Here is a 26,833-nt window from a genome sequence, read left to right as displayed (position 1 = left end):
ATCATTAAGTGCGTATGAAAAAATACACCTCTATTTTACTAACACTACTCTTATTGGCTACGGGCTTGGTATCTGCCCAGAGCCTTCCCAAAAATCAGGACTTATTCAAGGCCATGGCGCTTGCTAATGAGTATTTTATGCTGAAATGGCCCGATGTTTCCAAACCTATTGTACGCCCCGACCGCACCCGCCCAAGTAATATCTGGACGAGGGCCGTCTATTATGAGGGCCTTCTGGAGTTTTACAAAATTGACCAACAAAAACGGTATTATGACTACGCAGTAGCTTGGGGAGAAGCCCACAAATGGGGCCTTCGTAATGGAGTAACCACCCGCAATGCCGACGACCAAGCCTGTGGGCAGGCATATATTGATTTATACCTGCTCGACCCTCAGCCCGAACGTATCCGTGATATTAAGGCATCGATTGACAGCCTACTGAATAGCCCCAAAAAAGACGACTGGTGGTGGGTAGATGCCCTCCAGATGGCTATGCCTGTAATGGCTAGGCTGGGCGTTATTTATGAAGACAACCGCTATTTTGAAAAAATGTACGAAATGTATATGTACACCAAAACTCAGCATGGCGACAAAGGTCTATATAATGCTGCCGAGGGCTTATGGTGGCGTGACAAAGACTTTGACCCACCTTATGTAACTCCTGACGGAAAAAACTGCTATTGGTCACGCGGGAATGGCTGGGTAGTAGCGGCTCTGGTACGTGTGCTTGACATCATGCCTAAAGATGCGCCACACCGCCAAGAATACGAAAAAACGTATCTGGAAATGATGAACGCCCTCTTACCCTTGCAAAGAACTGATGGTTTCTGGAATGTAAGCCTGACCGACCCTACCGATTTTGGCGGCAAAGAACTCACAGGCACCTCATTGTTTGTTTATGGCATGGCATGGGGTATTAACAAAGGGCTGCTCGACCGTAAGAAGTTTTATCCGCCAGTGGCAAAAGCTATTTATGCTATTCTGAACAACTGTATTCATCCGAATGGATTTCTGGGCTTTGTGCAAGGTACAGGTAAAGAACCTAAAGACGGCCAACCTGTAACTTATGACAAAGTACCCGACTTTGAAGATTTCGGGCTGGGTTGTTTCCTGCTGGCTGGTACGGAGGTAAGTAAAATTAAGCGATAATTTTACTGTTTTGGTATAAAAATTCGGGAAAAACGCAGCTATGCTTCTAACTGATAGCTGCGTTTTCCATTTAATTTTCTAATTTTGATGGCAGACAACGCGTATAGCTATGAAAATCTTGGTAATTGAAGATGAGGTAAGAACTATTCAACTTATTAAACAGGGGCTGGAAGAACAGCACTGGGAGGTTGACATAGCCTACGACGGAGCCATGGGTTTTCAGTTAGCTACACGCCACCCATACGCCTTGATTATATCTGATATTATATTGCCCGGCATGAATGGCTTGGAACTTTGCCGGAAACTCCGCGACGGAGGCGTGGTGTCTCCTATTTTGCTACTGACTGCCTTAGGCACTACCGACGATAAAATTGAAGGGCTGGATGCCGGAGCCGATGACTATCTGGCCAAACCTTTCGAGTTTAAAGAGCTAATGGCGCGGGTAAGAGCCTTAACACGCCGTAATATCGGTATTATGCAAACAGCCAATACGCTGAAAGTAGCCGACCTCGAAATGGACCTCGACACCAAAACAGTTATACGGGCAGGGCAGGAAATTACTCTTACGGCTAAAGAATTTGGTTTGCTGGAATATTTTATACGGAATCAGGGAAGGGTTATTTCAAAAGCTGAACTGGCTGAAAAAATCTGGGATGTTACTTTCGACACCGGCACGAATGTAATAGAAGTATACGTAAATTTTTTGCGCAAGAAAATAGATAAAGATTTTGAGCCGAAACTGCTTCATACCCAAATCGGGATGGGCTACGTGCTTAAAGTAATTGCCTGATGATAAACATCCGCTCACGGCTCACCTACCAGTTTGTAGTGCTGGTTACGGCTATTCTTCTGCTTTTTTCGTCGGGGGTATATTTTTTCAGTAAACTATACCTCGAAAAGCGTTTCTTCAAACGCCTGCAAGACCGTGCCATTACTACCACCACCCTACTGTTCGATATTCAGGCGGCTGATACAACCGTAATCAAACTCGTAAATGTGTCAGACAAAGAACTACTCACGAACGAGAGTATCTCGGTTTATAATGAAAAACTTCAACAGTTTATTTTTTTTACGCACCCGTCCGACACCAGTTTTCACCAGAAATTATTACCCGGAATACTCACGGGTTCGGCAACCACCTACATCAGCCATGACGACTACCAGATTCTGGGCATTCACCTGACCAATGCCGGCAAAGGTAATTGGGTAATTGTGAGTGCCATTGACCAAACCGGAAAAGATGCCCTGCAAGACCTACGGAAAATTCTGGTGGTAATGATACTGGCAGGCATATTAATGTTGGGGGTTTCGGGCTGGATGTTCGCTAATAGGGCATTAGCTCCTGTATCTGATATTATCCGGCAGATAAACCAGATTTTTCCGCGTAATGTAAAAAAACGAGTAGAATACTCTAACCCCGACGATGAAATCGGCACCCTTGTAGCCACTTTCAACCAGATGCTTAACCGTGTTGAAGAAGCCCTTATTACCCAGAAAATGTTTATCGCGAATGTATCGCACGAGCTAAAAAACCCGCTTACCAAAATCTATTCGCAGATTGAAATAACCCTCATGCAACAACGCACGCCCGAAGCCTACGAGCGTAGCCTTAAATCATTACAGGAAGATACCCGCACACTCACACAGCTAACCAACGCCTTGCTTAATCTGGCAACGGTAGTGGCCAATGCCGAAAACGTTAAGTACGCACCCATTCGGCTCGACGAACTCTTGTGGGAAGCCAAAAGCCAGTTACAAAAGTGGCATGAAGAATACCAGATTCAGGTAAACTTTACCGATTTTCCTGATAACGAAGATGCCCTCATTATTCAGGGGAATGAGGCATCAATCAAAGTGGTCTTTATGAATTTGATAGATAACGCCTGCAAGTTTTCAGACAACCATACGGCCATTGTTAACTTTGTAGCTACCGAAAAAGAAGTTATTATTTCGTTTTTTAATCAGGGGCCTGTAATACCCGAACGTGACCTTCCGTATATTTTTGAGCCATTCTACCGCAGCAATGCTTCGGCAGGCGCGGTTAAAGGCCATGGAGTGGGTCTTGCCATTGTAGCGCAGATTATCCGCCTCCATCAAGGCGAAATCGATGTAAAATCGGACACAAACGGCACTGTTTTTACCCTTTCTTTCAAACGCTAAAGGCATTAAGCATAATTTTAAGGTAAATTTAAAGTCAATTTAACGGCTATTTAAGTTGGGCTGTTTTCCTTTGTAAGTATTAAAACTAACGTTGAACGGTATGGAGGCAAACAATAATCAAGGCTTACTTAAAGTGTCATTTGGCGTACTGATTGGTATTCTGGCCCTGATGGGTTACTTGTTCATTGGGGCAAGAAATGAAACTTTTGAGCTTCAGGAATCGTTAACTACGAAAGTCGAACAGCTTTCGGCCACACAAATTAAACTCGATTCTATCTCGAAAGCACTCGACGAAAAGATAGTCAAGATTAAACAACTAGGGGGCAATATTGCAGAATTGAAGCGTATTAAAACCCAACTCGAAAACGATAAACGCCTGCTAAAGTCAGACCTGAACTTCTCTCTACAAAAGTATAATTCAAAAATAAAAGATTACGAAAATTTCCTTAGCCTGAAAGAAAGAGATTTCAATCTGCTAAAAGAAGAAAACACACGCTTAAAAGAACGCACCGAAACACTAGAGCAGGAAAAACTAGAGGTTATCAACGAAAACGCCAACCTGAAAACCGATAAAGAGAATTTATCGCAAACAGTGGCTGAGTATTCGGCTGAAAACTATAATCTCCAGCAACAAGTAACGCTGGCCTCATCCATGAAAGCAGTTGGTGTGCAGGTTGCGGCTTTATCGTCGAACGGGAGAGTCAGAGAGGGAAATTCTTTTAAAGCCTCACGGGTTCATCGCTTAAGAATATCTTTCATTATGCCGTCGAATCCGATAGCAATAAAGAACCGCAAAGATATTTATGTGAGGATTCTGGATACCAACGGGGGTGTAATAAGCGACAACGCTACCTCAGGGGTACTTAATTTTGAAGGAAGTGAAATTGGTTATTCGGTTAAACAGGGAGTATTATTTGAAAATAACGACCAGAGAGTTGAAATTATATATGCACAAAGCGCACCTTACAGCCCAGGCAAATATGTAGTTGAACTATACTCGGAAGGATTTAAGATAGGCAAAGGCAGTTTTGAAATAAAATAGGTTTTTGCACTGCTGTTCAGATAATTACTACCACTAAAATGTATTAAAAGATGGTCTTACTGCATGGATTTAAAATATTTGTGTTGGCTATGCTCCAGACTTTCGGAGAAATAGCCATGGCGGGGTTGAAAGTAAGTATCAGGGCTTTCAGGAAGTTTCCACGCTCTTATGTAGCACTGGGCTACCTGTTTATGGCTATGGCCTTTTGTTATTATCCTATATTTGACCACTGGCTAACAGGCTTTATTATGATGAGCCTACCCGTGGCTATTCTGGTAGGGCTAATAGCTAGTTGCTACTTGCTCTATAAAAATCAGAAACTGATAGCTTCGGTGGGTTTAATATGGGTGCTGATGACCTTCCCGATTATTAAACGCATGGTAGGTATAGGCAATGGCAAAACAACATTTACTGATGCACCTGCGCTAAAGGTGTTAAGTTTTAATAGCGAGAGCTTTGGCGAAGACAACGCCAATGCCGTAAACTGGCCCTCACTCAAGGCTGATATTGCCTGTTTTCAGGAATATTCGGCTAATGATAACATTGAAACCCAATACAACAATAAGCTGGTAAAACTTACACCATTTGAACACAACAGGCACATAGGGTTGGCTTTGTTTTCGCAGTACCCGATTGTAAACCAATACAGCCAGATATGGGACCGCAAAGGGCAACCGAACATTAATGGCTTTATCTGCGCCGATATTGCTTATGAACAAGATACCGTTCGGATAGTGAACGTACATTTGTGGTCGATGGGCGTGCGTATTAATCAGGCTACCGATGCCTTAAAAAGTGGTAATATAAAAGCATTTGCATTTGAGGTTTATGATACCTTCCGCCGCCTGAAAGAGGGGTTTGAGGCACGCCATGAGCAAATTAAAGAGGTTGAATCATACGTATCGGGTAGCAAATATCCGGTTATTATCTGTGGCGATTTCAACGAGATACCCTTTGGCTATACTTACGGAAAGTTAAGCCTTAGTTTTAAAAATGCCTTTGAAGAAGCTGGGCAAGGCTTAGGATTTACCCTTAACAGGCACCCCTACTGGGTAAGAATTGACCAACAGTTTTTTAGTTCCGACTGGAAGGTGCAATCGTGTCAGACGATGTCGGGCATCAAGATTTCAGACCACTTCCCTGTCGTAGCCCAATATGTACTTAAGAAGTCGCTGGATAAACCCACTAATCTGGTGGCCCACCGCTAAGCTAAAACTATTTGTTGGCTTGGTTAGAATTTGAATATCTTCGCCAGAACTTTATGATAGTTGTTCGGAAACAAGCGGGCAATTATATCGAAGGTTCTGGCATCTTTTCCTACCAGAATTCTTGCTTTGTTCTGCTCAATACCTTTCAGTATAATAGCCGCGGCGGCTTCGGGCGATAATTTCAGTACAGCTTTTTCAAAAGTCTCGATAGCTTTTTTACCTTCGGCGTTATTTTTGGTATGCCCTAAGCGAGAGTTGCGCGCAATACCTGTTCTGATACCGCCCGGGTGTACGGTCGATATTTTTATATTGGTGCGCAGCAGTTCTACTTTTAGCACATCTGAAAAGCCTTTTACTCCGAATTTGGCCGTAGCATAAGCCGAATTATTGGGCATTCCGACAATGCCAAAAATGCTTGATATATTTACGATATGCCCCTGATTCTGTTTTACCATGTGCCTCAGAAAAGCCTTTGTTAGCCTTACTACGCCCCAAAGGTTAATATTCAGCAACCACTCGAAGTCTGTGAGTGAAGTTTCAAGAAAACTGCCAGAAAACAAGGCTACGCCGGCATTGTTTACCAGAATGAGGCGTTCGTGGAAATATTTTTTAATGATGGTGTCGGCAAAATTTATGATTTGCTCAGCGTCAGAAACATCGAGCAGGTATTTCTCAATTCTGCCTTGTGCTTGGCTAAGGGTTTCGTTAAGCCCTGCCTCGTTAATATCAGTAGCTATTACGTTGGCTCCGGCTGCTGCCGCTTGTATAGCCAAAGCTCTGCCAATACCAGAGGCCGCCCCTGTTACAATAAAAACGCTGTCTTTTAACTGGCTCATAAGATAAAAATTGAAATGCCTTATACCGATTGCTTGTTAAACAAAAATAACGAAAACTACTTATTCGTTGAAATAAACCTTGTTTTTTGAATTTTATGCAAGAGAACGAACTACCTCCGCAGATTACTACACTGGTTTCAGAACATCGCTAGCCGCATTTTACATTTTCTCTAGTACCTTTTTTAGCTTTGCCAGATTTGCGTCTTCGTCAATATTAGAATTATAAATTATTCGGCCCTCTTTGTTTACCAAAAATGTTTTCGGAATAGCTGTTACTTTCCACATATCACCAATGCTGTTGTCATTATCAATGATATGAATAGCATTAAGGTTATTGTTTTTAATAAACTTTTTCAGGGTTTGGTAATCCTCATCATACGACACCATCATGAATGTTACTTTATCTTTGTGCGCATCAACGAGTTGTTTCAGCGTTGGTATTTCCTGCACACATGGCCTGCACCATGTTGCCCAGAAATTGATTAGTACGTAGGTCTGTCGATAATCTTTGAGGTCTATCTGTTTTTTATCGAGCGATACCTTTCTAATATCGGGAGCTATTGAGTTATAATCCAGTTCGAGGTCCAGAATAGCATCATGGATTTTTTCTCCGTAAAACGAAGTCCTGAAACTTTTACTAAAATTGCTCGTGAAGAAACTGAGCAAATATGATTTGCTTTTATAATAATGTAAAGTGGCTATTTTTGAATAAAACAGTTGCTGATAAAAGAAATCGTTGCTGTTTGCCTGTATCAGTTGTAGTGTTTTTTCATCTATCTGCCGCCCTAAAGCATTGGCTTCTTTCAGCAGAGAATCGTTCTGGAATATTGCAGGGTTATTACGCAAGGCTAATAATCGGACTACCTCTTCTTTAATGGCACTTTTGTAGGCACTTGAGCCAATATCTTTGACCAAACCTGTTAGTTTAAAAAGGTATTTTTCATTGCTGGACGAATCGGGGTTGGTTATGATTTCCATGACCGATACTTTTTCGGCCGTGTAAAAATTCTCGTCGTTCTCAAACATTTCTTCTCTGAATATATCTGTGCTTAAAAGCGAAATGCGCAGATACGGCTGAAAACAGTCTGTTTCTAAGGTAAACTGTGTTTCGGTGGTATTTCTGGGATAAATAAACTCCTGATTACCGACACCATTTTCGTAGAAAATTCGTGGCTTATGGGTGTTTTCAGAAGGAAAAACAAACTTTACAAGCATTTTTTTGCTCTGAGCCAATGCCGAAAGGGTACAGAAAAGGGTAATAAAACACAAATTAATGAGGCGCATGGTAATTGTTACATCAAATAATGATTGATTTGTCGGGCAATAGTTTTTTCCTTGTTGAAACAATTAACAAGCATATTTCCGAGCAATTTTCAGCAAGTAATTATGGAACTTGGTTTGTAAAGAAAGGATTTTTTCAGCCACACACAACTAACGACAAAAATACACTAAACTGCTTGCTAAGCGAACAAAAGCTGCTCATATTTTTGCGTTAAGGTTTGTTTCAGGGTTTTGCTTGGAATACCCAACAAGAGCCACGCTATCGTTAGCGATAGTTTTGATGAGACACAACAGCACCCCGACACAATCAGACACAGTATTTTTCTATCATTTCGTTCTGAATATACATTACTTGTTTGCCTTCTTCAGTTTGCAGAAAAGTATCAAGTGTGGATCCGGCTTCGCCCATATAGTGAGCGTCGGTGAGTTTGGCAATAATAGCCATAAACACCATGTTATTGTTTTCGAGGGTGCTTAATCGGGCATACTCACCGTCATGATGAATACCGTTAATGAGTTTCATAGCGTTTTCAAACGAAAGATTACCCGGCTCTAGGGTAATTTTCACAATGGCTTCTGTATTGCCAACTACATAACTATGAACAACCTCTTTACCAATCGTAAACGACTCGCCAGCCCTCAGGGTTGTTGCGGTTGTTTCGTTCAGGATACTGATTTCGCCCTCAAGCACTTCAAAGGTTTTGTCGAACTGTGTATGAAAATGCAAAGGCACACTTGCCCCTGCCGCCAAAGTCGATTCAATTACGGTACGTTTGCCGTGGTTGCTGGTTAGCGACTCCATCACCAATGGTATTTTTTCTGTCATGGAAGTAAGTATTTATATACCTAATAAACTACAAAAATCTGTACCAACGCTTAACCCTGTAAACAAAAAAGGACAGGCTCAACAGAGCCTATCCTTTTTGAGTTTTGAACACTTTAATTTATTTAAGTTTTACAGTGCTAAAATTACTGTCTACTGTAATCTTGCAATTCGACGACCCCTTCCCTACTTTACCCGAATAATACTTGGTAGGGTTGAAAGAGTAACTGTTTTTCTTCTCGGTTTCGGTATTTCTCGAAAACGAAATGCCTTTATCTTTCGGATACTCGAAATCTCCGTAATGTGCTTTTACATCGAAATCGTAAGTTACGTTATCGTCTAAATCTAAAGCCACTGGCGAATAATTAGCTTTGATGTCAAGCTCTTTTACGTTTCTGCCGAGGCTTCCGAGTTTAAAATCGCCTGAGAAATCGAGTTTAAGATTGCCTGATTCTTTCAGTAAACCTATGCTCCCGCTCGAATAGCTGATTTTTGCATCGATTTTGCCCACTTCTTTAATACTAATGTCGCCAAAGCTGTTATTAAAATCGAAGTCGTCGGCTTTTTCCATTTTAATACCCGAATACGAAGCCTTTAGCCTGCCTCCTACCATTGATTTAATATAGGAATTTGGGCAGAAAGCCAGATTAATGTCGGCCTCAGGTGTTAAAATATCTTCGGTTACGAGCTTGCCATAGCTCTGGTCAACCCTCAGAGGGGTGCTAAAAGTAGGCAGGTATACGTTGCCGAAAGAGTTTTTTACCTGAAGTGCATTCGATTTAGGCATAAAAACGGCGTAATCAATCTTTAGCGAATGTTTATCACCTTTGTTGCTCCAGTTTCTGTTCGACGACCGTTCGATGTTGGTTTTTACAAACACCATGCCTTCTTCTTTTTTGCCAGAAACATTAACCGTGTTAATAAAGTCGGTCGCTCTTTCTTCAGACGACGCATTGGCGATGATGAATATCTCGACGCGTACTTCTTTTTTATCCCAGAAGCTCACTTTTATATCGCCAAACTGGTTATTGAGCGAGATTTTATCAGCTGAGCTTACCGGATACGAAAAACTGACAGTTTTCTTTTTTTCAACCTGATTATCATCATCGTGTGCAAAAGCTGGCACGTAAGTCAGCAGTAGTAGCAGCCAGTATACACCCCTCATGCGGGTGCAGGTACTACACCATCGTTTTAGTTTTTCCATTTTTAATTTCTTTAATTTTTTGAATTATTTGTAACTGTTGGTTTAACAGATCGATCTGCATACTTAAATTTTGTACCATTGCCTTCAGCAAGTCTTCCTGATTCGGATTTTGCGGTAGGGCTTCTTTCAGGTTCTGGTAACTTTTTTCTAATGCCTGTAACTCGGCATCGAACTGGTGGTAAAGCTGAGGGTCTTCTTTTTCGAGTGCTTTCAGCTCTTCTCTTTTCTGCTCTACCGTTGAGGTAAACTGCACAAGCTCTTTTCCGTAAGTGTTGGTATAAGCCGGCGGCACATCATCAATACCCGTAAAGTTTTCGGGTATTTGCATATAAGTTATTACTCCGTATCCTACTGTTAACAAAACGGCAATGCCTGCAGCAATAGCCAGCCTCCATTTTGCACCGCCAAACTTTACTACTTTGCCATTGAGGCGTTTGCCTTGTGGTTGTTGTTTAGCTACTTCCGCCTCAATTTTTTTCCATAAGTCTTTTGATGGCTCGTAGCTATCAAAATCTTCACGGTTATCTCTCACAAATCTTTCTAAACGGTCTTTCATATCACTCAGCCCTTGCGGGGTATTTAATTGATATACTTATTTTCAGGTTTGTAAATTGCCTGCATACAGGCCATTTACTTTAGTTTAGTTTCAGAATAACTGTCCTTTTACGATTTCTAACAGCCTTTTTTTGGCCCGCATATATTGCGTACGCGACGTTGTTTCGCTGATACCCAGTATATTCCCAATCTCTTCGTGGTCGTATCCTTCAAACAGATACAAAGAAAGCACTACTCTAAAGCCTTCGGGCAGTTGTTCCATTGCCCTGCGGATACGCTCTACTTCATACTTCATGTCGGTGTCTGAATAAGACTCTGACTCGTCGTAATCGGCTACATCGTATTCATCTCCCCCAAAATCATAGTCGTCAATATTTACCAGTTCTACGCGTCTGGCTCTTAGCTGATTAATGGCTTTGTTAACAACTATCTGCTTAAGCCATACCCCAAAAGTTGATTGCTGCCTGAAATCCTTTATTTTGGCAAAGGCATCAATAAATGCCTCCTGCAATACATCTTCTGCTTCGCCGACATGATTCAATATCCGCATACAGACACTAAACATGGCCTTTGAGTAATGCTTATACAGTTCGTATTGCGCTTTACTTTCGCCGCGTTTACATTGCTCGACAAGGTCGGCATGCTTGTTAATAAATACTGTGTTCGTCAGAGGGGTATGCTGTTTTATGGTTTCAAATAAAAGACACAACACAAAACCAAATGTTGCACGAATGTTACAACATTTTTCACGAATTTACCATAAAACATTAATAATGAAGCACTTATACTGTCAAAAAAAATAAGCTACCGATTGCAGACTTAATATAATGCCCAGTATAAGCCCCGCCCATGCTTGCCGGGGGGTGTGGGCATTGAGTTGTAAACGGGCCGATAACACATAACCCGCCAACACCATTGAACATAAAAGAGGAATAAAAAGACCTGTTTCACCGAATTTAATCATGATACCCGCCAACGCGCCTATAATACCGCCTATGCCCGCGGCATGGGCACTTATTTGCCACCAAAGGCTGATAATAGCCACAAACAGAATAACCAGCGTGATACTCCAGAGGATATAAGCACAAGCAAAAAGGCTTGAGTTTTTGTTATAGAGAAAATACCCCAGAACAGCATAAATAGCCGCCGTAAGAAAGTAAGGAATGCGGCGTTCGGGTAGGTAAGATAAATTAAGACTGCTGATAATACCCCAGCGTTTGAGCATATAAATAATGTATGCCGGAATAGCAAATGTATAAATAAACACAAAACCCAGCACTACCCATTTAAAAGTAGGGGCCAGCCCCTCGACACCCAGCGGAATAGGAGCCAGAAAAAACAGAATAACAAACAGAAAAGTTGGCATTAACAACGGATGCAACGCAACTGATAGAAAAGAGGCTAATCGAGTGTTCAAGGATATTAAATTTTTTTTCAAAGGTATTAATTTTTTGCAACTCATGAACTAAATCATGGGGTGTATCGTTATTCATGGGCAAACAAAAATATTAGGCTTATATTTTGGATATAAATTTAAAACCTAACATCTTTGTATCCTGTTTTTTAAAAGCAAATGAACATTCGTCTTCCCATAACGCCCGTTCGATTTGTCAGGTCCGAAAGGACTCGACTGTAACCGTTTTGCCTGCGTGGTAAAACACCCCCTCGCTTCATTTTTTTTCTTATTTTCATTATTTAACAATCTTTAGGATACAGCGTCTCCGTTTGTGGGAAAGCCCAAAAAATGACGATGAATAACACAGATATAACTTCCGACGACCAATATATTGTACAAATAGCTAACGAAAGCCACTACGATTTAGCAGAAACTATTTGTGAAGAGATGGCAGAGAGTGCTAAAGCCCGTGGTACAGGGATTGCCAAACGTTCTCCTGATTATTTGCGTGAAAAAATGCGTGAAGGTAAGGCCGTTATTGCCTTAACCAAAACAGGTAAGTGGGTAGGCTTTTGCTACATTGAAACTTGGGAACACGGCAAGTTTGTGGCAAATTCGGGTCTGATTGTAAGCCCCGACTACCGTAAGAGTGGTATTGCTACGCGTATTAAACAAAAAGCCTTTGAGTTATCACGCAAGAAATACCCCGACGCAAAAATTATTGGTTTAACCACAAGCCTGGCCGTGATGAAAATCAACTCGGATTTGGGGTATGAGCCAACTACTTTCAGCGAGTTACCAGCCGATGATGCCTTCTGGAAAGGTTGCTCGAGCTGTGTAAACTACGATATTCTGACGCGTACTAACCGTAAGCATTGTTTGTGTACGGGTATGTTGTTCGACCCTGTTGAGGCAAAGAAGAAAGAAGATGAAGGTAAAAAAGATGAAAACTGGGATTTTCTGAAAGAGCTGCCTTTGTATGAACGTTGGATGAGTTTTAAACAGAGAATTCTGTTGAGACGTGAAGAGCGCAGAAAAAAAAAACTGGCAGCCGCAAAGGAATTAGTGGAATTATAGACACTATTAATGGTATTATAGAATAACTCAGGGCCTTGTTCGGAAGAACAGGGCTTTTTTGTAGGGCTGTATTGCCTATTTATAAAAATTTTGCGTTTGCTATTATCTGGTATCTGCATTTATATGGGAGTGTTGCTTATCTAGATGATATACTCGTTTGTTAAGAGAGCTCATACGCGCAAGAACCTTACAGATGATGGCTATATTTATAGGTATAGCACTATTGGTTTTATTTATACTGGTATTTGTGTTAGCTACCAAAAGCTGTGTTTGAAATAATACTTGATAAGTAGCTGAAATAATATTGATAGAATATTGTAATTTTCGACCATTAAATGATAATTACCTAAGCACCAACGTATGAAACTTTTTACTGTTCCTAACCTGATGACACTTGGCAATTTACTTTGCGGGTGCTTCGGGATTATTCTGGTTTTTCAGGGCGAACTTACCTATGCGTCATATCTTGTTTTTATAGCGGGTATTCTTGATTTCCTTGATGGCTTCGTAGCACGTTTGCTAAAACAGCACTCGGCTATTGGCAAAGAGCTTGATTCACTGGCCGATATGGTTACTTTTGGAGCTTTGCCTGCCTTCATGCTCGTATATCTGTTAGATGCTTCATTGGCTGAGAGTTCGGTTTTAGCCGAAGTTTTTTCTTCGCCAGCTCGTTTCAAGCCACTGGCCTATACAGGTTTTATACTGGCACTTTTTTCTGCGTTGCGGTTGGCTAAATTCAATGTAGATACCCGGCAATCAGATTCTTTTATTGGAGTGCCTACGCCTGCCAATGCTTTTGTGGTGGCATCGTTCCCGCTGATTCTGAGTTTTAACAGTAATTATGGCTTTATTATCCAGAATACTACATTTTTATTGGCCTATACTGTGCTGATGAGCTACCTGCTGGTGTCCGAAATTCCGTTGTTTGCCTTGAAGTTTAAAAATTTTTCGTGGGTTGATAACAAAATCAAGTACATATTTCTAATTCTTTCTGTAATTTTGCTGGTGGTTTTGCAATTTCTGGCAATTCCACTCATTATATTTCTATACGTAGTTTTATCTGTTATTAATCATACAATAGCCCCTGCTCCCAAAGGGGATTAAATTCTAAAACCAAATCCCCCTTATCGGGAATGGGGGTTAGTACTTATGAAATTCCTCGCTTCGATTGACGTAATGCCTATCAAGGAAATCCTTGACCCTCAAGGAAAAGCTGTATTACTAGGATTAAAAAACCTTGATATACAAGGTTTTAGCGATTGCCGTATTGGTAAGCACATCAATATGGAAATTGAGGCTGCCGACAAAGCTACTGCCGAGAGCATTGTAGAAGATGCTTGCAAAAAACTACTGGCCAACCTTATTATGGAAGAATATAGTTTTGAATTAACAGAGATTTAAGTCGAATCTTTATAAACACTTAATCTGATGCAAAACCCATTTGAGGAAAACACAGCGCCTGTTCGTACAACGTTTCTTACCATCTTGTGTATTCTTACTTTCATCTGGAATGCCGTACAGCTTTATACGGGCATACGCCGAGTATTTATGCCTGAAGCTATAATGGCCGAAAAAGAGCAAAGTAATGAGATGATGATGGATATAATGTCGAAATATATGTCGGCCAGCGACTTTGAGAAATTTGAAGAATCTCGAGGTCAGATGGATGCCATGTTTGAAAAAAAACAACTTATCACGGGTGGTGTTGCCAATCTAGTTTCAGGTATGTTGCTGATTCTGGGTGGAATCTGGATGTGGGGGCTTCGTAAAAAAGGTTTTTATGTTTACTTGGCCGGAAACGCCGTTGGGGTGTTAGCTCCTATTATTCTTTTAGGTGGCTCTATGGGTTGGAGCATAGGCATCTTTTCTCTTATTAATGCCGCGCTTTTCTCAGGCTTATATGCCTTGCATCTAAAATCTTTTTCCTGAAACTTGTTAAGCATTTGTTAATGCTTTTTAAAACCAACTCAAATATGAGTTGGTTTTTTAATTTTATATGCGTTTTGCTAACACCCCCAACCCTTTTACATAATGAAAAAGCTCTTCTGGCTGCTATGGTTTTCTGGTTTTATCAGTTATGCCCAAACAGATTTTACGAGAATTTACCACCCCATTATTAATGAAGCCGAACTAGCCATTGTTGACACCAGTTACTACGAAGCACTTGAGTTTTACAAGGAAGCCTTTGCTAATGTAGAAAAACCCTTTGCCAAAGATTATTACAACGCCGCTATTTGCGCTACTTTGATAGATAAAATGCCACTGGCTTTCGATTTTCTGGAAAAAATAGTGGAAAAAGGCTATCAGGTTAAGAATTTCAGGAAGGATAATTTTTTTAAAACAGTAGCCGATACCTGCAAACAGTGGGCAGCTTTTGAAAAACGTGCCTTACTGATTAAACCACATATTGATACCGAACTGAGCGATTCGTTAAGGAAGATTTATCAGCACATGCACCTGCCGCCTTTTGCTCGTATTACCCCACAATTACGAGACTACTACAAAACGCACAATAAAGATACTAAATGGGTGCCTGTTGATAGCCTCATTTTCATGAAAGAGATGCCTAAATTACTACTGGCACAGGTAGATAGCCTACGAAAGGTAAACGACACCAAAAGGGTCATTGCTACGGAAGAGGCTTTCATGAAAACGTACAGAATACTGGAAAGCGTCGGGTTTCCTGACGAAAACCTGATTGGCCTGAATCAGGAAACACCAAAAGAATTTCTGGTAATGGGGTCTTATATTCATTCAAAATCATTCCTTCTTGAAAATACTTTCATACCCAGCATTTTGTCTTCTGCGTTATCTACGCAAAAAGGGCCAGACATCGACATTATGCCTCTGATTAAACAGGCTATAAGAGACGGCCGGGCGCATCCTGCCATTATTAGCTGGCTGATGAATTACTCGCCTGACGAGCCATATACAATGGGCCGTGTATTGGTGTTTCAGGTACGGCTCGAAAACAACACCCCATGCCCCAATAACAAGCAGACCGAAAACCCTGAACAGTTTTTCTGGAGAAAAGAAAAACCCAGTATTTTAACTGAACATGAAATTAACGAAAAACGCCAGAGTATTGGTCTTGAAAAACTGGAAGACACTTACAAAAAGGCTTTTTTTAAAGCCCGCCCTACGCCTTTTCTGATTTATACTGGTATTTATCAGGCTGAGTTATCGTATGTAGCTAATTGTGAAATGATGGAGAAAATGATAGCAGGGGCCGTTTTAATCAGGTGAGTGTTTTTTTATTGAAGCATGATTACATTTTTCTGTTTAAACGTATATCTATTTTTAAATTTGCTTTACTACTAGGCCACGAGCTTAACATGTAAACAGATTATTCTTCCTGAAGCTGGTATATTCTGGCAATTAATAGTATTTTTTCAAGAAAGTATTCGCTTCTGCCCATACTAGCAAAAGATTATTTGGTTCTGTTTATTTGTTCTTCTAACATTCCATTAAATTTGTATTCATTTTTATCATTCGTACTTCTTAAATCGTACATCGAACAATCAATATGTCTGTCCAAACATCGCTCTATCGTGATACCGAAATCTTCGATTTAATCACGAAAGAAAACAATCGCCAATTACATGGTATTGAACTGATAGCTTCAGAAAACTTTGTTTCGCCACAAGTAATGGAGGCTGCGGGTAGTGTACTCACTAATAAATATGCTGAAGGGCTGCCAGGCAAGCGTTATTATGGTGGCTGCGAGGTAGTTGACCAGATTGAGCAAATTGCCATTGACCGCCTGAAAGCGTTATTTAACCTTACTTGGGCCAATGTGCAACCACATTCGGGTGCGCAGGCTAATATGGCTGTTTTTCTGGCATGTTTACAACCGGGCGATAAAATTCTGGGCTTTAACTTGTCGCACGGTGGGCATCTTTCGCATGGGTCTCCTGTAAATATATCTGGTAAGTATTTTCAGCCTTTCTTTTACGGTGTAGAGCAGGAAACTGGTTTGATTGATTGGAATAAAGTTGAAGAAACAGCACACAAGGAACGTCCGAAACTGATTATATGCGGAGCTTCGGCTTACTCGCGTGACTGGGACTACGTGCGTTTACGCCAGATTGCTGACTCGGTTGGTGCTATTTTACTGGCTGATATTTCGCACCCTGCCGGCCTTATTGCGAAGGGTTTACTAAACGACCCATTCGACCATTGCCATATTGTTACTACTACTACTCATAAGACCCTTCGCGGCACACGTGGCGGGGTAATTATGATGCGCCATGACTTCCCGAATCCGTTTGGTATTACTACGCAAAAAGGTGAAGTAAGAATGATGTCGTCATTGTTAGACTCAGGCGTGTTTCCGGGTACTCAAGGCGGGCCACTAGAGCATATTATTGCGGCTAAAGCGATTGCTTTCGGCGAAGCACTTACAGATAATTTCTATAACTATGCCGTACAGGTTCAGAAAAACGCCAGAGTAATGGCAGAAGAATTTGTTAACCGTGGCTATAAAATTATTTCGGGTGGTACTGATAACCATTTAATGCTGATTGATTTACGTCCGAAAGGTTTGACAGGTAAACTGGCTGAAAACGCCTTGATTCAGGCCGATATTACGGTAAATAAAAATATGGTACCTTTTGATGACAAAACGGCCATGACAACCTCAGGAATGCGTGTAGGAACGGCTGCGATGACCTCGCGCGGGTTGGTTGAGAAAGACATGGTAAGAATTGTAGATTTGATTGATGATGTACTGATGAACCATGCCAATGCTTCAACTATTGCCAACGTAAAACAGGAAATTAATAACTGGATGAAAGATTACCCTTTGTTTCAGTTCTAACAGCGGGCTTACATAGGGTTGAAATATAAGAAAAGCGTGGTTCAAAGAGCCACGCTTTTTGTCTAAACCTTAACTAAACCGTATGAAAATAAGACATTTATACGGATGCCCCTTGCGGTACATCCTTAACCAACTAGTTGGTACTCAAAATCGTATTTGATAGCAAAATACTCACACTGTGTTTTCTGGAAACCATTCATAGCCATACTTCTGCTATGAGAGATACTTTCTTTGAACAAATTAATCAGGTAATCGGCTAACATTTCAAGAAAAGATGCCTGTGTAGAAACCTCCTCGCTATTGCTCTCCAACGTTACTAATGAGGTGTTTAATACTTGTGCTTCTTTCAGACTTGCTGTTTTTGCAGTAGGCTGTGTTAGCCTGCGTTGCTGATTGTAAGTATTATGAGGGAAACCCAAAGCCATTGTATTGAGGCTTATTAAAAGGGTGGCGAATATCATTAAAAGCTTTTTCATAATTTTATTTTTTGGAGAGCATTTAATTCTGCTTCATTGACAATACAAAGATATATGTTTTGTTTGGTATTATGCAATACATAGTACTATTTTTTTTTAAGTTGTGGATAAGTGGTTGTATTGTCGGATGAACGGTTACAATCAGATGCCGCTCTGGGGTTTACATAAATAAGATGCAAAACTCTGCTGCAAAGTTGCACTTAAAAAAATATTTTTTAGGCTAAAAAACGTTAAAGAGTGTTAAAATATCGTTGAAATGACATTTTATTTATGTGAAGTGCCTGAGGCAAAAAAAAAGGGAGGTAGTTTTTCAACTCCTCCCTTTTTGTATATACAAGATTTCTCTTAATATTCCCACAAATTATGTTCAAATTCCATTAGCTCATGCTCTAATTGTTCTGATTTTAACAATCCTTCACGAGCCGATTTGTAGATATCGTCAAGGTCTCTGTCGGCAGCGTTCGACCTTTTCGTGATTCTACCATGGAACAGGCGTAGTTCGAAGGCATCAGCTAAGTTTTTATGCTGGGCAACGTTAGCAGCGTTATACCAGATACATTTCGGGTTTGAACGGAAGTAACGCTCTAAATCTTTATATTTAAAATACGCTACGGGGCGGTCGAAACCTAATGTAGTTTGTTCGGCAGGAATAATAACTCCTAACGATAGAATATCGAAATACTGACGTGAACGTTGTTTGTCAAAAATCCAGTCTTCTTTCAATTCAAGGGTAGTTAACTGGCTTGGGAAATACTCAGTTGCACTGCTTAGCCCTGATGACGTATTTCCGCCAAAACCTGAGCTATCAGGTTTGGTTTTTCCGCCGGTGTCTCCACCACCCCAGCCATCGTCACTGGCACTGCTAAAACCAGCGTCTTTTTCTTCCTGCGATAACCCGCCACCTTCTTCTTTAATTTGTAAACGTTCGCTGAACTGTTCTAAAGTCAGCTTAGTTGTTAACGAATCGGTAGAATAGGCATCGAGCAATCCTGCTTTTACTGCATCAATCAAATGCTTGGTAATTTCGCTACCTTTGGCAAAAAGTGGTTGATTCATTTTTTCTCTTAAATCAATTTTTCTCCAAAGGGTAACTTTGTACATAACGTTTGAATCGTGTACCGGACGAACCGAGAGCGGATTCAAGTGATTATTTGTTTTTTCCTGAGCTACTGCTAACTGGCTGGTTATTAGTGCAATTCCCAAAGCCATGCCTTGTAATTTTCTCATTAGCTGAAAATTTATTAATTATTTTTAAAACAAGTTGATTGTTACAATCACACTGCCTACATCAACAGATTCGATTTCCCCTTTGAAGTTCTTACGCTCAACCCTTTTTACTTCAATTACATAACGGTCGCCCGGTTGTGCTTGTTGTGCAAGGCTGGAAATATTTGCCTGCCCACCTGTGGCTACTACTGGGTTAGCTACACGCTTGCTACCTCTGGCAAGGTTAACCTCGTATTCAGCTACACGATAAGCCGCATCTTTCGGGTTTGTTGTTTTGAAGTTTTCGTCAGCAGCAGCTACTGCATTGATTACTCTCAGACCAGCAGCCGACTCTCCTTTTTTCTCGTTCAGCCTAGTACCCGACTGGTTAGTGAAATACACAGTTGGTTTAGGCACACGACGTACTTTGAAAGGGAACGATTGCAACGTAATACCATTGTTTACTACGTTCAGTGTTACTTGTGCTGCATTTGGCACAACAGTTACTTTACCGCCACCACCTGGAATAAACTCAGCACCTGAGCCACCAAAAGTTGGCGCATACAAGGCTCCTAAACCTGGCGATGATGTTTGTAGTTCGTTAGCACACTTGAAATACAAGGGAGGTAACGAAGCAGATTCTAACTGAACAGAAGGTCTTAAAACGGTATAGGTTTCTTCTTTTTCTACTGTTTTATAGCTTCCATCAGGGGCCGGATACGATACAATTGCTTTGTATGAGCGTTTTAGTTGTCCGTTTTTATCAAATTCGCCACCTTGTGCTGTTACTTCATATACTCCTTTCCCATCTTTGATTGGTACTGCTGAGCCATTGATGCTGATACGTGGCGTAATAGATTTTGAATAAGCTCCGATAGCTACTTCGGCGTAATATTTCTGGCCAGCTACTACGGCACGTGCATCAGGAATAACTACGGCAAAAATTTCATCGAATTTTATCTCTTGTATACCTACTTGTTTAGCCAAATGTTCTAGCACTTGTGCTTCCAAACGGCGTACTTCTGACTGTTTCTGACTTAACATGGCCAATGCAGCAGGTACGGGTGTTTGGGCAAAGTATAGTTCCGAGAAATCTTTTTTACGGGTAGTTATATCAGTTTTTGATAGTACAGGGTCAGCCGAGGCATCAACAGCTAATTCAGTAAATTGCACTTTAGGGTCGCCATACTTTTGGATTTGTGCAGCGAAATCGTTCAATTTTTTCTTTAACTCATAGCCTTTACCATTTTTATTGGCACCTACCATCAGGATAGCCACTTTTTCTTCTTCTGAAGGATTCTTTACACCTGTTACGGGGTCAGGTCCTCCGCCAGCTTCTATTATTTCCTGTTTCAGACCACTGATATAGCTGTCCATTTCAGAAGTAATTTTTCTTACTTCTGCAGCTTTTCGAACTACATCTGCATATTTTTCATTACCCGGTTTTGCAACTTCAGCTTTGATTGCAGAAACCGACTTCTCGTTTGTTTCGTTTGCAGCTGAATTTGCGCGCTCTAAGCTATTATTTAATAACTGGAATTTCTGTAAAATAGCGTTACTTATTTGGAGTGCCAACATTGCCGTCAGAACGAGATACATCATGTTGATCATCTTCTGACGTGGTGACTCTTTTCCGCCTGCCATATATCTAGTAGTATTATACGGTTAGTAAATTTCTTTAACTTAATTGTTTTTTATCATTCATTACGTGAATGATAACTAAACCGATTGATTAATTGCCTCTCATGGCAGAAAGCATGCTGCCATAAACGTTATTCAACGAGCTAAGGTTGTTGGTCAATTTGGTCATTTCTGATTTAAACTGTTGCGTTTCTTTCGATGCTTCAGCCATATCTTGCATAGCATTGGTAAGGTTGCTATAAAATGCGTTCATTGCCTTCAGGTGCTTGTCGGTATCTTGCAATTCTAGTTCGTATACGGCATTAAGCGCGCCCATTGTCTGGGTAATTTTGGTAAATTGTGCGCGGTATTCCTGTGCATCTTTGGTAGCATCGGCCATGCTTGTCATGGCGTTTACGGCTGTTCCGTAAGCGTTGTTCATGGCTGTTACCTGAGTCGACGCTGCCTTTACATTTTTGGCATACTCACTGGTAGCGGCTGCGGCATCGCTCAGGTCTGACATCTTCGCTACTTGCCCTGTCAGGCTTTGGATTCCTGATTTGAGGTTATCGAAAATGTCAGGACTAATTCTGGCGTTAGCCAGCATATCATCCATTTTTGCAGTTAAACCTGCGCCTTGTGTAGACACTACATTTCTTCTTGTTGGCAATTCGCCCTGATAGTCATCAGCTAGTTCTGGATATGCTTTTTCCCATTGGTATTCTACTGGTGGGAAAAGGAATGATTGTATTGCATATAAGATAAATATAAACGCTTCTGTTCCTAATCCGATGGGAAGCATGAATGCTAGCGCTTCATAGTGCATGATTTTACCCATTGCACCCAAAATTACAACCGCTGCTCCCAATGCGTAAATTGTAGGTACTAGTTTGTCCCAAAAGAAGTTCGTATTATTCTTTGCTGCCATTTGTTTAAATAAATTAAGAGTGTTTTGTTTATTGTGTTAAATAAAAAGGTTATTCAAATACTAAATAAAGGGTTTGCTGTTTTAATAAAAAAAATAAAGCAACAAATTTTATGTATGCAATGATTTTGTATCTTAATTAACTGAATATACATTAAAAAATTGCGAAACATGAAGATAAGTATTCATCAGAGAACACTTGTGCTTCATACTTCGCAATTGATAAGGTTTTTTATTCTCTACCCGGAACGCTTCCTAGGCGGTCCATTACACAACGGAAGCCGATATAAGAGCGTCGTTCGTTACGATATTCGTAGGTATTGGTACCTGTTTCAAGGAAGTAAGCCACATCTTTCCACGAACCTCCTTTGATTACTTTTCTTGGTTCGTTGTCGTCGTTATATACCGGATTCAAGTCCCATGTAATTGGCATATATGATTCTGCGTAGGCATCCTGACACCATTCGGCTACGTTCCCTGCCATGTTATATAGCCCGTAATCGTTTACGTTAAAGGCATTGGCTGGGGCCGTGTAAGGGTAGCCATCGGCGCGGTAGTTTCCACGATATGGTTTGAAGTTAGCCAGAAAGCATCCTTTACCATTGGCTACGTAGGGGTTCCCCCATGGATATTTTGCACCTTCTTTTCCACCGCGTGCAGCCCATTCCCATTCTGCTTCTGAAGGCAAACGGAAGCGTGGCGAGCGATACGCTTTGTGTTCTGCAAGATAAGTATTGTATAACTGTGTGCGCCATTTACAGAAGTATTGGGCGGCATCCCAGCTTACGCCTACAACCGGATACATATCAAATGCTGGTGATGAGTAGTAGTTCTCTGTCATCTGGTCACCATTATGATAGGCAAAGTCTCGTGTCCAAACCAATGTGTCAGGATAAAGCTCTGACATAATGAATTGTTCACCAAGTGTTGATACCGAATCTTCCATCATGCGATTCATAAACTGGCGATACTCATGGTTGGTAATTTCTGTGTCGTCCATATAGAATGGCACAATCGTTACTCGTTTGTTCATTGATACACGTGCCGACATCACGTCTTCGTCTGCCTGACCCATCATCAATGACCCAGATGGAATCAAAACCATACCGTCAGGTGAGACCTGCTTATATCCTTTACGCGCAAATGCGTTGATTTGCCCGTTGCGGATACCATCCATTCCAGCTTCTTTATTACCGTCCTTTTTCTTATTGAATAGGTTGCCGATTGGATTCTTGGAACCACAACCTTGCATCATAATAATTGGGGCAACGATTAACAGACTTTTAAATAAGGTCTTAAGCATTTGCTTGTTCATAGCGTAAAACAAGTTAATAATCTATATTTTGGGGTACTTACTCTATTTATCGTAAAAACGTGAGGTGCGAAAATATTATTGTATTAACACACAAAGTTATAAAAAAAATTGGATTTTTCGGGTAACTCTCCATTTAGCATAGCAATTATTAAGCCAAAAAATCTTATTTTTCTGTACTACTGAAATAAGCCTGACCTTTTTATTGGCTCTGCTGGTATTTTGTTCATTGTTCAAGAAAAGGGAAGGTAAGACGCTTTTTATTATTAAACGGCATAAATTGTGCCAAAACAACAAATTGAGCGTTGTCAGCATCGGAAGATTTTATTTATTTCTTCACTAATAGCATTTCCTGACTTCATGTGTTTTATCACACTGAATTTTTTCTCATATCAACTTTAGCTTAGCTTCTTTTGTTTGTTAACACCTGATATTTTTTTCCTAATTATGTTAACGCGCTATTGGGTAGCTAAATTACAAACTTCTGGCAAATAATATGTATTATTTTTTGCTAACAGTTTATTTTTTCTGATTAAGCCCGTTTTTTCTCCAATAAAAATGGTTTGCACGGCGGTATCACGGAATGGTATTCCGTGGCGGGCAGGCCAAGCGTTTTTTAATATCTGTATCGAGGCGTACGGATAATCGATTTTTTACCTGCTCGTAAGGCCGACAACGCATAACTTAACATAACTTCATGCGAGGTACTACTTTTGCCCGACGTACCCGTTACTACAATATCTATGGCATAACCTACGCGCAGGCTTCCGCCCAGAATATTGGCTCCCAACATAGCCGTTACGGCATCACCCATCCGATAGCTTCCTCCCAGCCAGTAGGTGTTGTCATAGGTAGCAATGGCTCCAGCCGAAAAAGTAGTAATACTCATGTTACTTATGTTCGACTCCACAATAAACATGGGGCTTATATCAATCATATAAGAAACCCCGAATAACATACTACCGCTCAGGTAAGCACTCCGTTGTAATACATTGGTGGCATTGGTACTTGCCAACCCGAATCTGGGTTCTGTGAGGTGGTTAACCGATAAGCCCAGCGAATAGGTTGGGCTATACAGATACGCCCCTACCCCTACATCGAAGGCTGTCTGGCTTACTCTGCCTGAGCCAAGAAGGGGGTCGTTCTCATCACGTGGGCGTAAACGGCCGTAATCAATACCTCTCGAATAAAAACCGCCATTGGCTCCGATAGCCAACTGGCTGCCCCCTAAGGGAATATGGTAGGCATACGATAATTTGAAATCTCTTTGTGTGCTTGCGCCTACCTTATCGTTAACGAATGTAAGACCCACGCCACTTTTTATCATTTTTAATGGAACATTAGCCGATATTACCTGCGATACTGGCGCACCACCATCATCAAAAGTGCTTTGGTAGCCTGTGTACTGTGTTCTGTAAATGGCCTGAAAACGCGTAACGTTTTCTGAACCCGCCGTAGCCGGATTAAAAAACAATTGATTGAAATAATAGTGGCCAAAGTGCGCATCCTGTTGTGCAGATGCCGTAAACAATGCCAAAGATAATATCACAATGTAAACTTTTTTCATAGTAGGCCGCGGGGATACCCCCCTTATTTTCTTAAGCAATATAGGCAAATATACTATTTGCTGAAATATAACGAAAAAAATTAGGCTAAACTTGTGGTTTAGCCTAATAAATTCTCTAAGAATATGTGTTATATCCGATTAGCCTTTTTGATGTACAACTCCAGCGCACCTGTCATGGATGGGGCATTCGGTAAAGGAGCCTCAATATCAAGGATATATCCGGCATCACGAATGGCTTTGGCGGTTGTTGGGCCGAAGGCTGCCAGACGGGTATGATTTTGCTGCCAGTTCGGGAAATTGTGGTCGAGCGACGTAATTCCTGAAGGGCTGAAGAAACAGATTATATCATAGAAAACTTCTGTCAGGTCTGATAAATCGGCGGGTACGGTTTCGTACATGATGGCCTCGGTCAGATGCAGGTCATTACGGTTCATGATATTAGGAATATCATTACTTCTGATATTTGAACAAGGAAACAGGAATTTCTCGTTCTTATGTTTCAGAATTAGTGCTTCCAAATCAGCCGCGGTTTTTTGGCCTACAAAGATTTTACGTTTTCTAATAACAATGTATTTCTGCAAATAGTTAGCCGTCTGTTCTGAAATACAGAAATACTTCATGTCGATGGGTATTTCGATACGCAGTTCTTTCGCTATTCTGAAAAAATTGTCTACTGCGTTTCTACTAGTCAGGATGATGGCCGTATGGGCTAGGATATCAACTTTCTGACGGCGGAAATCGCGATGATCCAAGCCTTTAACTTCAATAAACGGACGAAAGTCTACCTTGATGTCAAATTTCTTGGCTAATTCAAAATAAGGAGACTTCTCATCGGTTGGTCTCGCTTGAGTCACTAAAATGCTCTCAACTTTACGGAGGCGTTCTTGAAGAAGTTTATCTGTCATTTCACTCATCCAAATTGCGGGGTTTCAAGTACAGAAATTATTCTGATATTAATAATTAAAGTCAACAGTAATGTAGTTATTATCTGCTTATTATATCAGAGTGCAAATCTTACTCCGAGTATAATAGGTAGTAATTCTACGATGCAAAGGTACGAAATTAAATATAGACTTTGTATAGGTACACTTCGATTTATCGTAAAATACAGGATAATGAACCTGATTACATAGAAAAAAATTACTGGTGTAAACAGGTAGGTGGTCCAGTTAAAGTCTTTCGGGAAGTACTCCAGAAACAGCACTAAAAGTACTACTACCAAGCCAGTAAAGAAAATAATTGACGCCTGAACGAGCTTGAAATAGTGCAGGTCGACAACTTTTTCGAGGTTAAATAATTGCCCTATCAGGCTGATATAAAAATATTTGAAAATAAGCAACATAAACACCGCCAGACAGATACGGAAGTAGTTTGAAGCCAATACACCCAGCGTTTCGCCTTCCTGCAAAAATGCCCTCATACCAAAGGCGTAAATGCCTTTGCTTTGTAGCAACATAAAGAAAAAGCTGATTATCATGGCTAACATAACTATAAACAGGATATTCATCCGGCTTAGGGGCTTGTTTATCAGAAAAGACTGGTCACGCACTAAGGTATTGAACAAATCGCGCAGGTTATAGTACCTGTCAAATGCTCTTACATACGAATTTGATAAATAAGAAAACACCACCAGTATAAGCATTGATACCACCACAAAGTAATTGCGGTAAGGTGTAGGTGTGCGTGGCTGTGCTTTAATGCCCGACTCGGCCAGTACAATAGGCTTCTGATTTAACTCTCGTTTGTACGCCAGCAACAGTTTTTTATCTTCTATATTAGGCGAACCATAGAGGGTAATATAAATAAGTGGTTGTTCGTATGCTTTATAGAGGCTGTCTATATTAAGCACCATCCATTTATCTACGGGGATTTTCTGACGCAACGACCCATTAATAAACAGAAAGTTGTCTTCTTTCTCTGCATATATCAATAAGTTGTAGCCTCTGTTGCTTTCTATGTCACAAAAAACTGTGTGTGAGGGGTAATTAACGTGTTGCTCGGCAATATAAGGCACGTATGCCTTCATTTTGTCGCTATACACCTGCCAATCATCATGATAATCATGTACCAGAAAATATTCTCCATTAGGACCAACGGTTCCGGCAAATGAATTGAAAGAAAGCAGTAAGAAAAATATGTAAAGAGCCTTTTTCAAACTTATTGATAGAATTTTTGCGC

Annotated in this window: 26 protein-coding genes; 11 read left to right on the top strand and 15 right to left on the bottom strand. The window is 40.8% G+C overall.

Going from position 1 to position 26,833, the window contains the following annotated elements; genetic code table 11:
- Nucleotides 1–14 precede the first annotated feature (14 nt).
- The 5 genes from WAA15_RS09975 (at nt 15) to WAA15_RS09955 (ending at nt 5,558) form a co-directional block, all read left to right on the top strand.
- Entirely contained in the window at nt 15–1,148 is a 1,134-nt protein-coding gene (locus tag WAA15_RS09975) for a glycoside hydrolase family 88/105 protein (RefSeq protein WP_337042592.1), read from the top strand.
- Between the two features lie 109 nt (nt 1,149–1,257).
- Nucleotides 1,258–1,938: a response regulator transcription factor gene (locus tag WAA15_RS09970; RefSeq protein WP_337042591.1), complete on the top strand. Its 681-nt coding sequence runs from the start codon at nt 1,258–1,260 to the stop codon at nt 1,936–1,938.
- Nucleotides 1,938–3,308: a HAMP domain-containing sensor histidine kinase gene (locus WAA15_RS09965; RefSeq protein WP_337042590.1), complete on the top strand. Its 1,371-nt coding sequence runs from the start codon at nt 1,938–1,940 to the stop codon at nt 3,306–3,308. The genes WAA15_RS09970 and WAA15_RS09965 overlap by 1 nt, the downstream gene beginning before the upstream one ends.
- A gap of 100 nt (nt 3,309–3,408) precedes the next feature.
- Nucleotides 3,409–4,350, top strand: coding sequence for a hypothetical protein (locus WAA15_RS09960; protein ID WP_337042589.1), 942 nt, complete (start codon nt 3,409–3,411; stop codon nt 4,348–4,350).
- A 50-nt stretch (nt 4,351–4,400) separates the two neighbouring features.
- On the top strand, nt 4,401–5,558 hold the full coding sequence (locus WAA15_RS09955; protein ID WP_337042588.1) for an endonuclease/exonuclease/phosphatase family protein: 1,158 nt from the start codon (nt 4,401–4,403) through the stop codon (nt 5,556–5,558).
- A 23-nt stretch (nt 5,559–5,581) separates the two neighbouring features.
- On the opposite strand, the gene WAA15_RS09950 is transcribed toward WAA15_RS09955, so the two are convergent.
- The 7 genes from WAA15_RS09950 to WAA15_RS09920 all read right to left on the bottom strand — a co-directional run bounded on the left by WAA15_RS09950 (nt 5,582) and on the right by WAA15_RS09920 (nt 11,674).
- Entirely contained in the window at nt 5,582–6,394 is an 813-nt protein-coding gene (locus tag WAA15_RS09950; protein WP_337042587.1) for an SDR family NAD(P)-dependent oxidoreductase, read from the bottom strand.
- Between the two features lie 159 nt (nt 6,395–6,553).
- The gene (locus WAA15_RS09945; protein ID WP_337042586.1) at nt 6,554–7,741 is read right to left on the bottom strand and encodes a TlpA family protein disulfide reductase; all 1,188 of its coding nucleotides are present in this window, start codon (nt 7,739–7,741) and stop codon (nt 6,554–6,556) included.
- A gap of 241 nt (nt 7,742–7,982) precedes the next feature.
- Entirely contained in the window at nt 7,983–8,501 is a 519-nt protein-coding gene (locus WAA15_RS09940; RefSeq protein ID WP_337042585.1) for a cupin domain-containing protein, read from the bottom strand.
- A gap of 118 nt (nt 8,502–8,619) precedes the next feature.
- Nucleotides 8,620–9,702, bottom strand: a complete 1,083-nt coding sequence (locus tag WAA15_RS09935) for a DUF4097 family beta strand repeat-containing protein (RefSeq protein ID WP_337042584.1) — start codon at nt 9,700–9,702, stop codon at nt 8,620–8,622.
- On the bottom strand, nt 9,677–10,258 hold the full coding sequence (locus WAA15_RS09930; protein WP_337042583.1) for a hypothetical protein: 582 nt from the start codon (nt 10,256–10,258) through the stop codon (nt 9,677–9,679). The genes WAA15_RS09935 and WAA15_RS09930 overlap by 26 nt, the downstream gene beginning before the upstream one ends.
- Before the next feature lie 90 nt (nt 10,259–10,348).
- The gene (locus tag WAA15_RS09925; protein ID WP_337042885.1) at nt 10,349–10,927 is read right to left on the bottom strand and encodes an RNA polymerase sigma factor; all 579 of its coding nucleotides are present in this window, start codon (nt 10,925–10,927) and stop codon (nt 10,349–10,351) included.
- Between the two features lie 120 nt (nt 10,928–11,047).
- Nucleotides 11,048–11,674 carry a hypothetical protein gene (locus WAA15_RS09920; RefSeq protein ID WP_337042582.1) on the bottom strand — a complete coding sequence of 209 codons (627 nt, stop codon included), beginning with the start codon at nt 11,672–11,674 and terminating at the stop codon, nt 11,048–11,050.
- A gap of 333 nt (nt 11,675–12,007) precedes the next feature.
- Between WAA15_RS09920 and WAA15_RS09915 the strand changes: the two genes are divergently transcribed.
- From WAA15_RS09915 to glyA, 6 genes are all read left to right on the top strand, one after another.
- The gene (locus WAA15_RS09915; protein ID WP_337042581.1) at nt 12,008–12,730 is read left to right on the top strand and encodes a GNAT family N-acetyltransferase; all 723 of its coding nucleotides are present in this window, start codon (nt 12,008–12,010) and stop codon (nt 12,728–12,730) included.
- A 360-nt stretch (nt 12,731–13,090) separates the two neighbouring features.
- Nucleotides 13,091–13,834 (top strand): CDP-alcohol phosphatidyltransferase family protein, encoded by a 744-nt coding sequence (locus WAA15_RS09910; RefSeq protein ID WP_337042580.1) that lies wholly within the window; start codon nt 13,091–13,093, stop codon nt 13,832–13,834.
- Nucleotides 13,835–13,879: 45 nt separating this feature from the next.
- Nucleotides 13,880–14,131, top strand: coding sequence for a phosphoribosylformylglycinamidine synthase subunit PurS (gene purS / locus WAA15_RS09905; protein WP_337042579.1), 252 nt, complete (start codon nt 13,880–13,882; stop codon nt 14,129–14,131).
- 27 nt (nt 14,132–14,158) lie between these two features.
- On the top strand, nt 14,159–14,659 hold the full coding sequence (locus WAA15_RS09900) for a hypothetical protein (protein WP_337042578.1): 501 nt from the start codon (nt 14,159–14,161) through the stop codon (nt 14,657–14,659).
- 102 nt (nt 14,660–14,761) lie between these two features.
- Nucleotides 14,762–15,976, top strand: a complete 1,215-nt coding sequence (locus tag WAA15_RS09895; RefSeq protein WP_337042577.1) for a hypothetical protein — start codon at nt 14,762–14,764, stop codon at nt 15,974–15,976.
- A gap of 280 nt (nt 15,977–16,256) precedes the next feature.
- The gene (glyA, locus tag WAA15_RS09890) at nt 16,257–17,549 is read left to right on the top strand and encodes a serine hydroxymethyltransferase (protein ID WP_337042576.1); all 1,293 of its coding nucleotides are present in this window, start codon (nt 16,257–16,259) and stop codon (nt 17,547–17,549) included.
- A 125-nt stretch (nt 17,550–17,674) separates the two neighbouring features.
- On the opposite strand, the gene WAA15_RS09885 is transcribed toward glyA, so the two are convergent.
- The 8 genes from WAA15_RS09885 to WAA15_RS09850 all read right to left on the bottom strand — a co-directional run bounded on the left by WAA15_RS09885 (nt 17,675) and on the right by WAA15_RS09850 (nt 26,810).
- Nucleotides 17,675–18,025, bottom strand: coding sequence for a hypothetical protein (locus tag WAA15_RS09885; RefSeq protein WP_337042575.1), 351 nt, complete (start codon nt 18,023–18,025; stop codon nt 17,675–17,677).
- Nucleotides 18,026–18,370: 345 nt separating this feature from the next.
- A complete protein-coding gene (gene porN / locus WAA15_RS09880) occupies nt 18,371–19,252 on the bottom strand; it encodes a type IX secretion system ring protein PorN/GldN (protein WP_337042574.1) in 882 nt (293 codons plus the stop codon).
- A gap of 24 nt (nt 19,253–19,276) precedes the next feature.
- The gene (gene porM / locus WAA15_RS09875; RefSeq protein ID WP_337042573.1) at nt 19,277–20,875 is read right to left on the bottom strand and encodes a type IX secretion system motor protein PorM/GldM; all 1,599 of its coding nucleotides are present in this window, start codon (nt 20,873–20,875) and stop codon (nt 19,277–19,279) included.
- An 88-nt stretch (nt 20,876–20,963) separates the two neighbouring features.
- A complete protein-coding gene (gene porL, locus WAA15_RS09870; protein ID WP_337042572.1) occupies nt 20,964–21,779 on the bottom strand; it encodes a type IX secretion system motor protein PorL/GldL in 816 nt (271 codons plus the stop codon).
- A gap of 229 nt (nt 21,780–22,008) precedes the next feature.
- Complete coding sequence (porK, locus tag WAA15_RS09865; RefSeq protein WP_337042571.1) at nt 22,009–23,091, bottom strand: type IX secretion system lipoprotein PorK/GldK; 1,083 nt, start codon at nt 23,089–23,091, stop codon at nt 22,009–22,011.
- A gap of 613 nt (nt 23,092–23,704) precedes the next feature.
- Nucleotides 23,705–24,655, bottom strand: a complete 951-nt coding sequence (locus WAA15_RS09860) for a PorP/SprF family type IX secretion system membrane protein (protein ID WP_337042570.1) — start codon at nt 24,653–24,655, stop codon at nt 23,705–23,707.
- A 128-nt stretch (nt 24,656–24,783) separates the two neighbouring features.
- Complete coding sequence (locus WAA15_RS09855; protein WP_337042569.1) at nt 24,784–25,569, bottom strand: uroporphyrinogen-III synthase; 786 nt, start codon at nt 25,567–25,569, stop codon at nt 24,784–24,786.
- An 86-nt stretch (nt 25,570–25,655) separates the two neighbouring features.
- Nucleotides 25,656–26,810, bottom strand: a complete 1,155-nt coding sequence (locus tag WAA15_RS09850) for a DUF4271 domain-containing protein (protein WP_337042568.1) — start codon at nt 26,808–26,810, stop codon at nt 25,656–25,658.
- Between the last annotated feature and the right edge of the window lie 23 nt (nt 26,811–26,833).

This window comes from Emticicia sp. 17c, assembly GCF_037153985.1.
GTDB lineage: Bacteria > Bacteroidota > Bacteroidia > Cytophagales > Spirosomataceae > Emticicia.
Note: the sequence above shows the minus strand (reverse complement) of the source record. Positions and strands in the feature narration are given on the sequence as shown.

Coding starts and splice junctions, on each gene's coding strand:
- WAA15_RS09975 (WP_337042592.1), top strand. CDS start 15: ATGAAAAAATACACCTCTATTTTACTAACACTACTCTTATTGGCTACG.
- WAA15_RS09970 (WP_337042591.1), top strand. CDS start 1,258: ATGAAAATCTTGGTAATTGAAGATGAGGTAAGAACTATTCAACTTATT.
- WAA15_RS09965 (WP_337042590.1), top strand. CDS start 1,938: ATGATAAACATCCGCTCACGGCTCACCTACCAGTTTGTAGTGCTGGTT.
- WAA15_RS09960 (WP_337042589.1), top strand. CDS start 3,409: ATGGAGGCAAACAATAATCAAGGCTTACTTAAAGTGTCATTTGGCGTA.
- WAA15_RS09955 (WP_337042588.1), top strand. CDS start 4,401: ATGGTCTTACTGCATGGATTTAAAATATTTGTGTTGGCTATGCTCCAG.
- WAA15_RS09950 (WP_337042587.1), bottom strand. CDS start 6,394: ATGAGCCAGTTAAAAGACAGCGTTTTTATTGTAACAGGGGCGGCCTCT.
- WAA15_RS09940 (WP_337042585.1), bottom strand. CDS start 8,501: ATGACAGAAAAAATACCATTGGTGATGGAGTCGCTAACCAGCAACCAC.
- WAA15_RS09935 (WP_337042584.1), bottom strand. CDS start 9,702: ATGGAAAAACTAAAACGATGGTGTAGTACCTGCACCCGCATGAGGGGT.
- WAA15_RS09930 (WP_337042583.1), bottom strand. CDS start 10,258: ATGAAAGACCGTTTAGAAAGATTTGTGAGAGATAACCGTGAAGATTTT.
- WAA15_RS09915 (WP_337042581.1), top strand. CDS start 12,008: ATGAATAACACAGATATAACTTCCGACGACCAATATATTGTACAAATA.
- WAA15_RS09910 (WP_337042580.1), top strand. CDS start 13,091: ATGAAACTTTTTACTGTTCCTAACCTGATGACACTTGGCAATTTACTT.
- purS (WP_337042579.1), top strand. CDS start 13,880: ATGAAATTCCTCGCTTCGATTGACGTAATGCCTATCAAGGAAATCCTT.
- WAA15_RS09900 (WP_337042578.1), top strand. CDS start 14,159: ATGCAAAACCCATTTGAGGAAAACACAGCGCCTGTTCGTACAACGTTT.
- WAA15_RS09895 (WP_337042577.1), top strand. CDS start 14,762: ATGAAAAAGCTCTTCTGGCTGCTATGGTTTTCTGGTTTTATCAGTTAT.
- glyA (WP_337042576.1), top strand. CDS start 16,257: ATGTCTGTCCAAACATCGCTCTATCGTGATACCGAAATCTTCGATTTA.
- WAA15_RS09885 (WP_337042575.1), bottom strand. CDS start 18,025: ATGAAAAAGCTTTTAATGATATTCGCCACCCTTTTAATAAGCCTCAAT.
- porN (WP_337042574.1), bottom strand. CDS start 19,252: ATGAGAAAATTACAAGGCATGGCTTTGGGAATTGCACTAATAACCAGC.
- porM (WP_337042573.1), bottom strand. CDS start 20,875: ATGGCAGGCGGAAAAGAGTCACCACGTCAGAAGATGATCAACATGATG.
- porL (WP_337042572.1), bottom strand. CDS start 21,779: ATGGCAGCAAAGAATAATACGAACTTCTTTTGGGACAAACTAGTACCT.
- porK (WP_337042571.1), bottom strand. CDS start 23,091: ATGAACAAGCAAATGCTTAAGACCTTATTTAAAAGTCTGTTAATCGTT.
- WAA15_RS09860 (WP_337042570.1), bottom strand. CDS start 24,655: ATGAAAAAAGTTTACATTGTGATATTATCTTTGGCATTGTTTACGGCA.
- WAA15_RS09855 (WP_337042569.1), bottom strand. CDS start 25,569: ATGAGTGAAATGACAGATAAACTTCTTCAAGAACGCCTCCGTAAAGTT.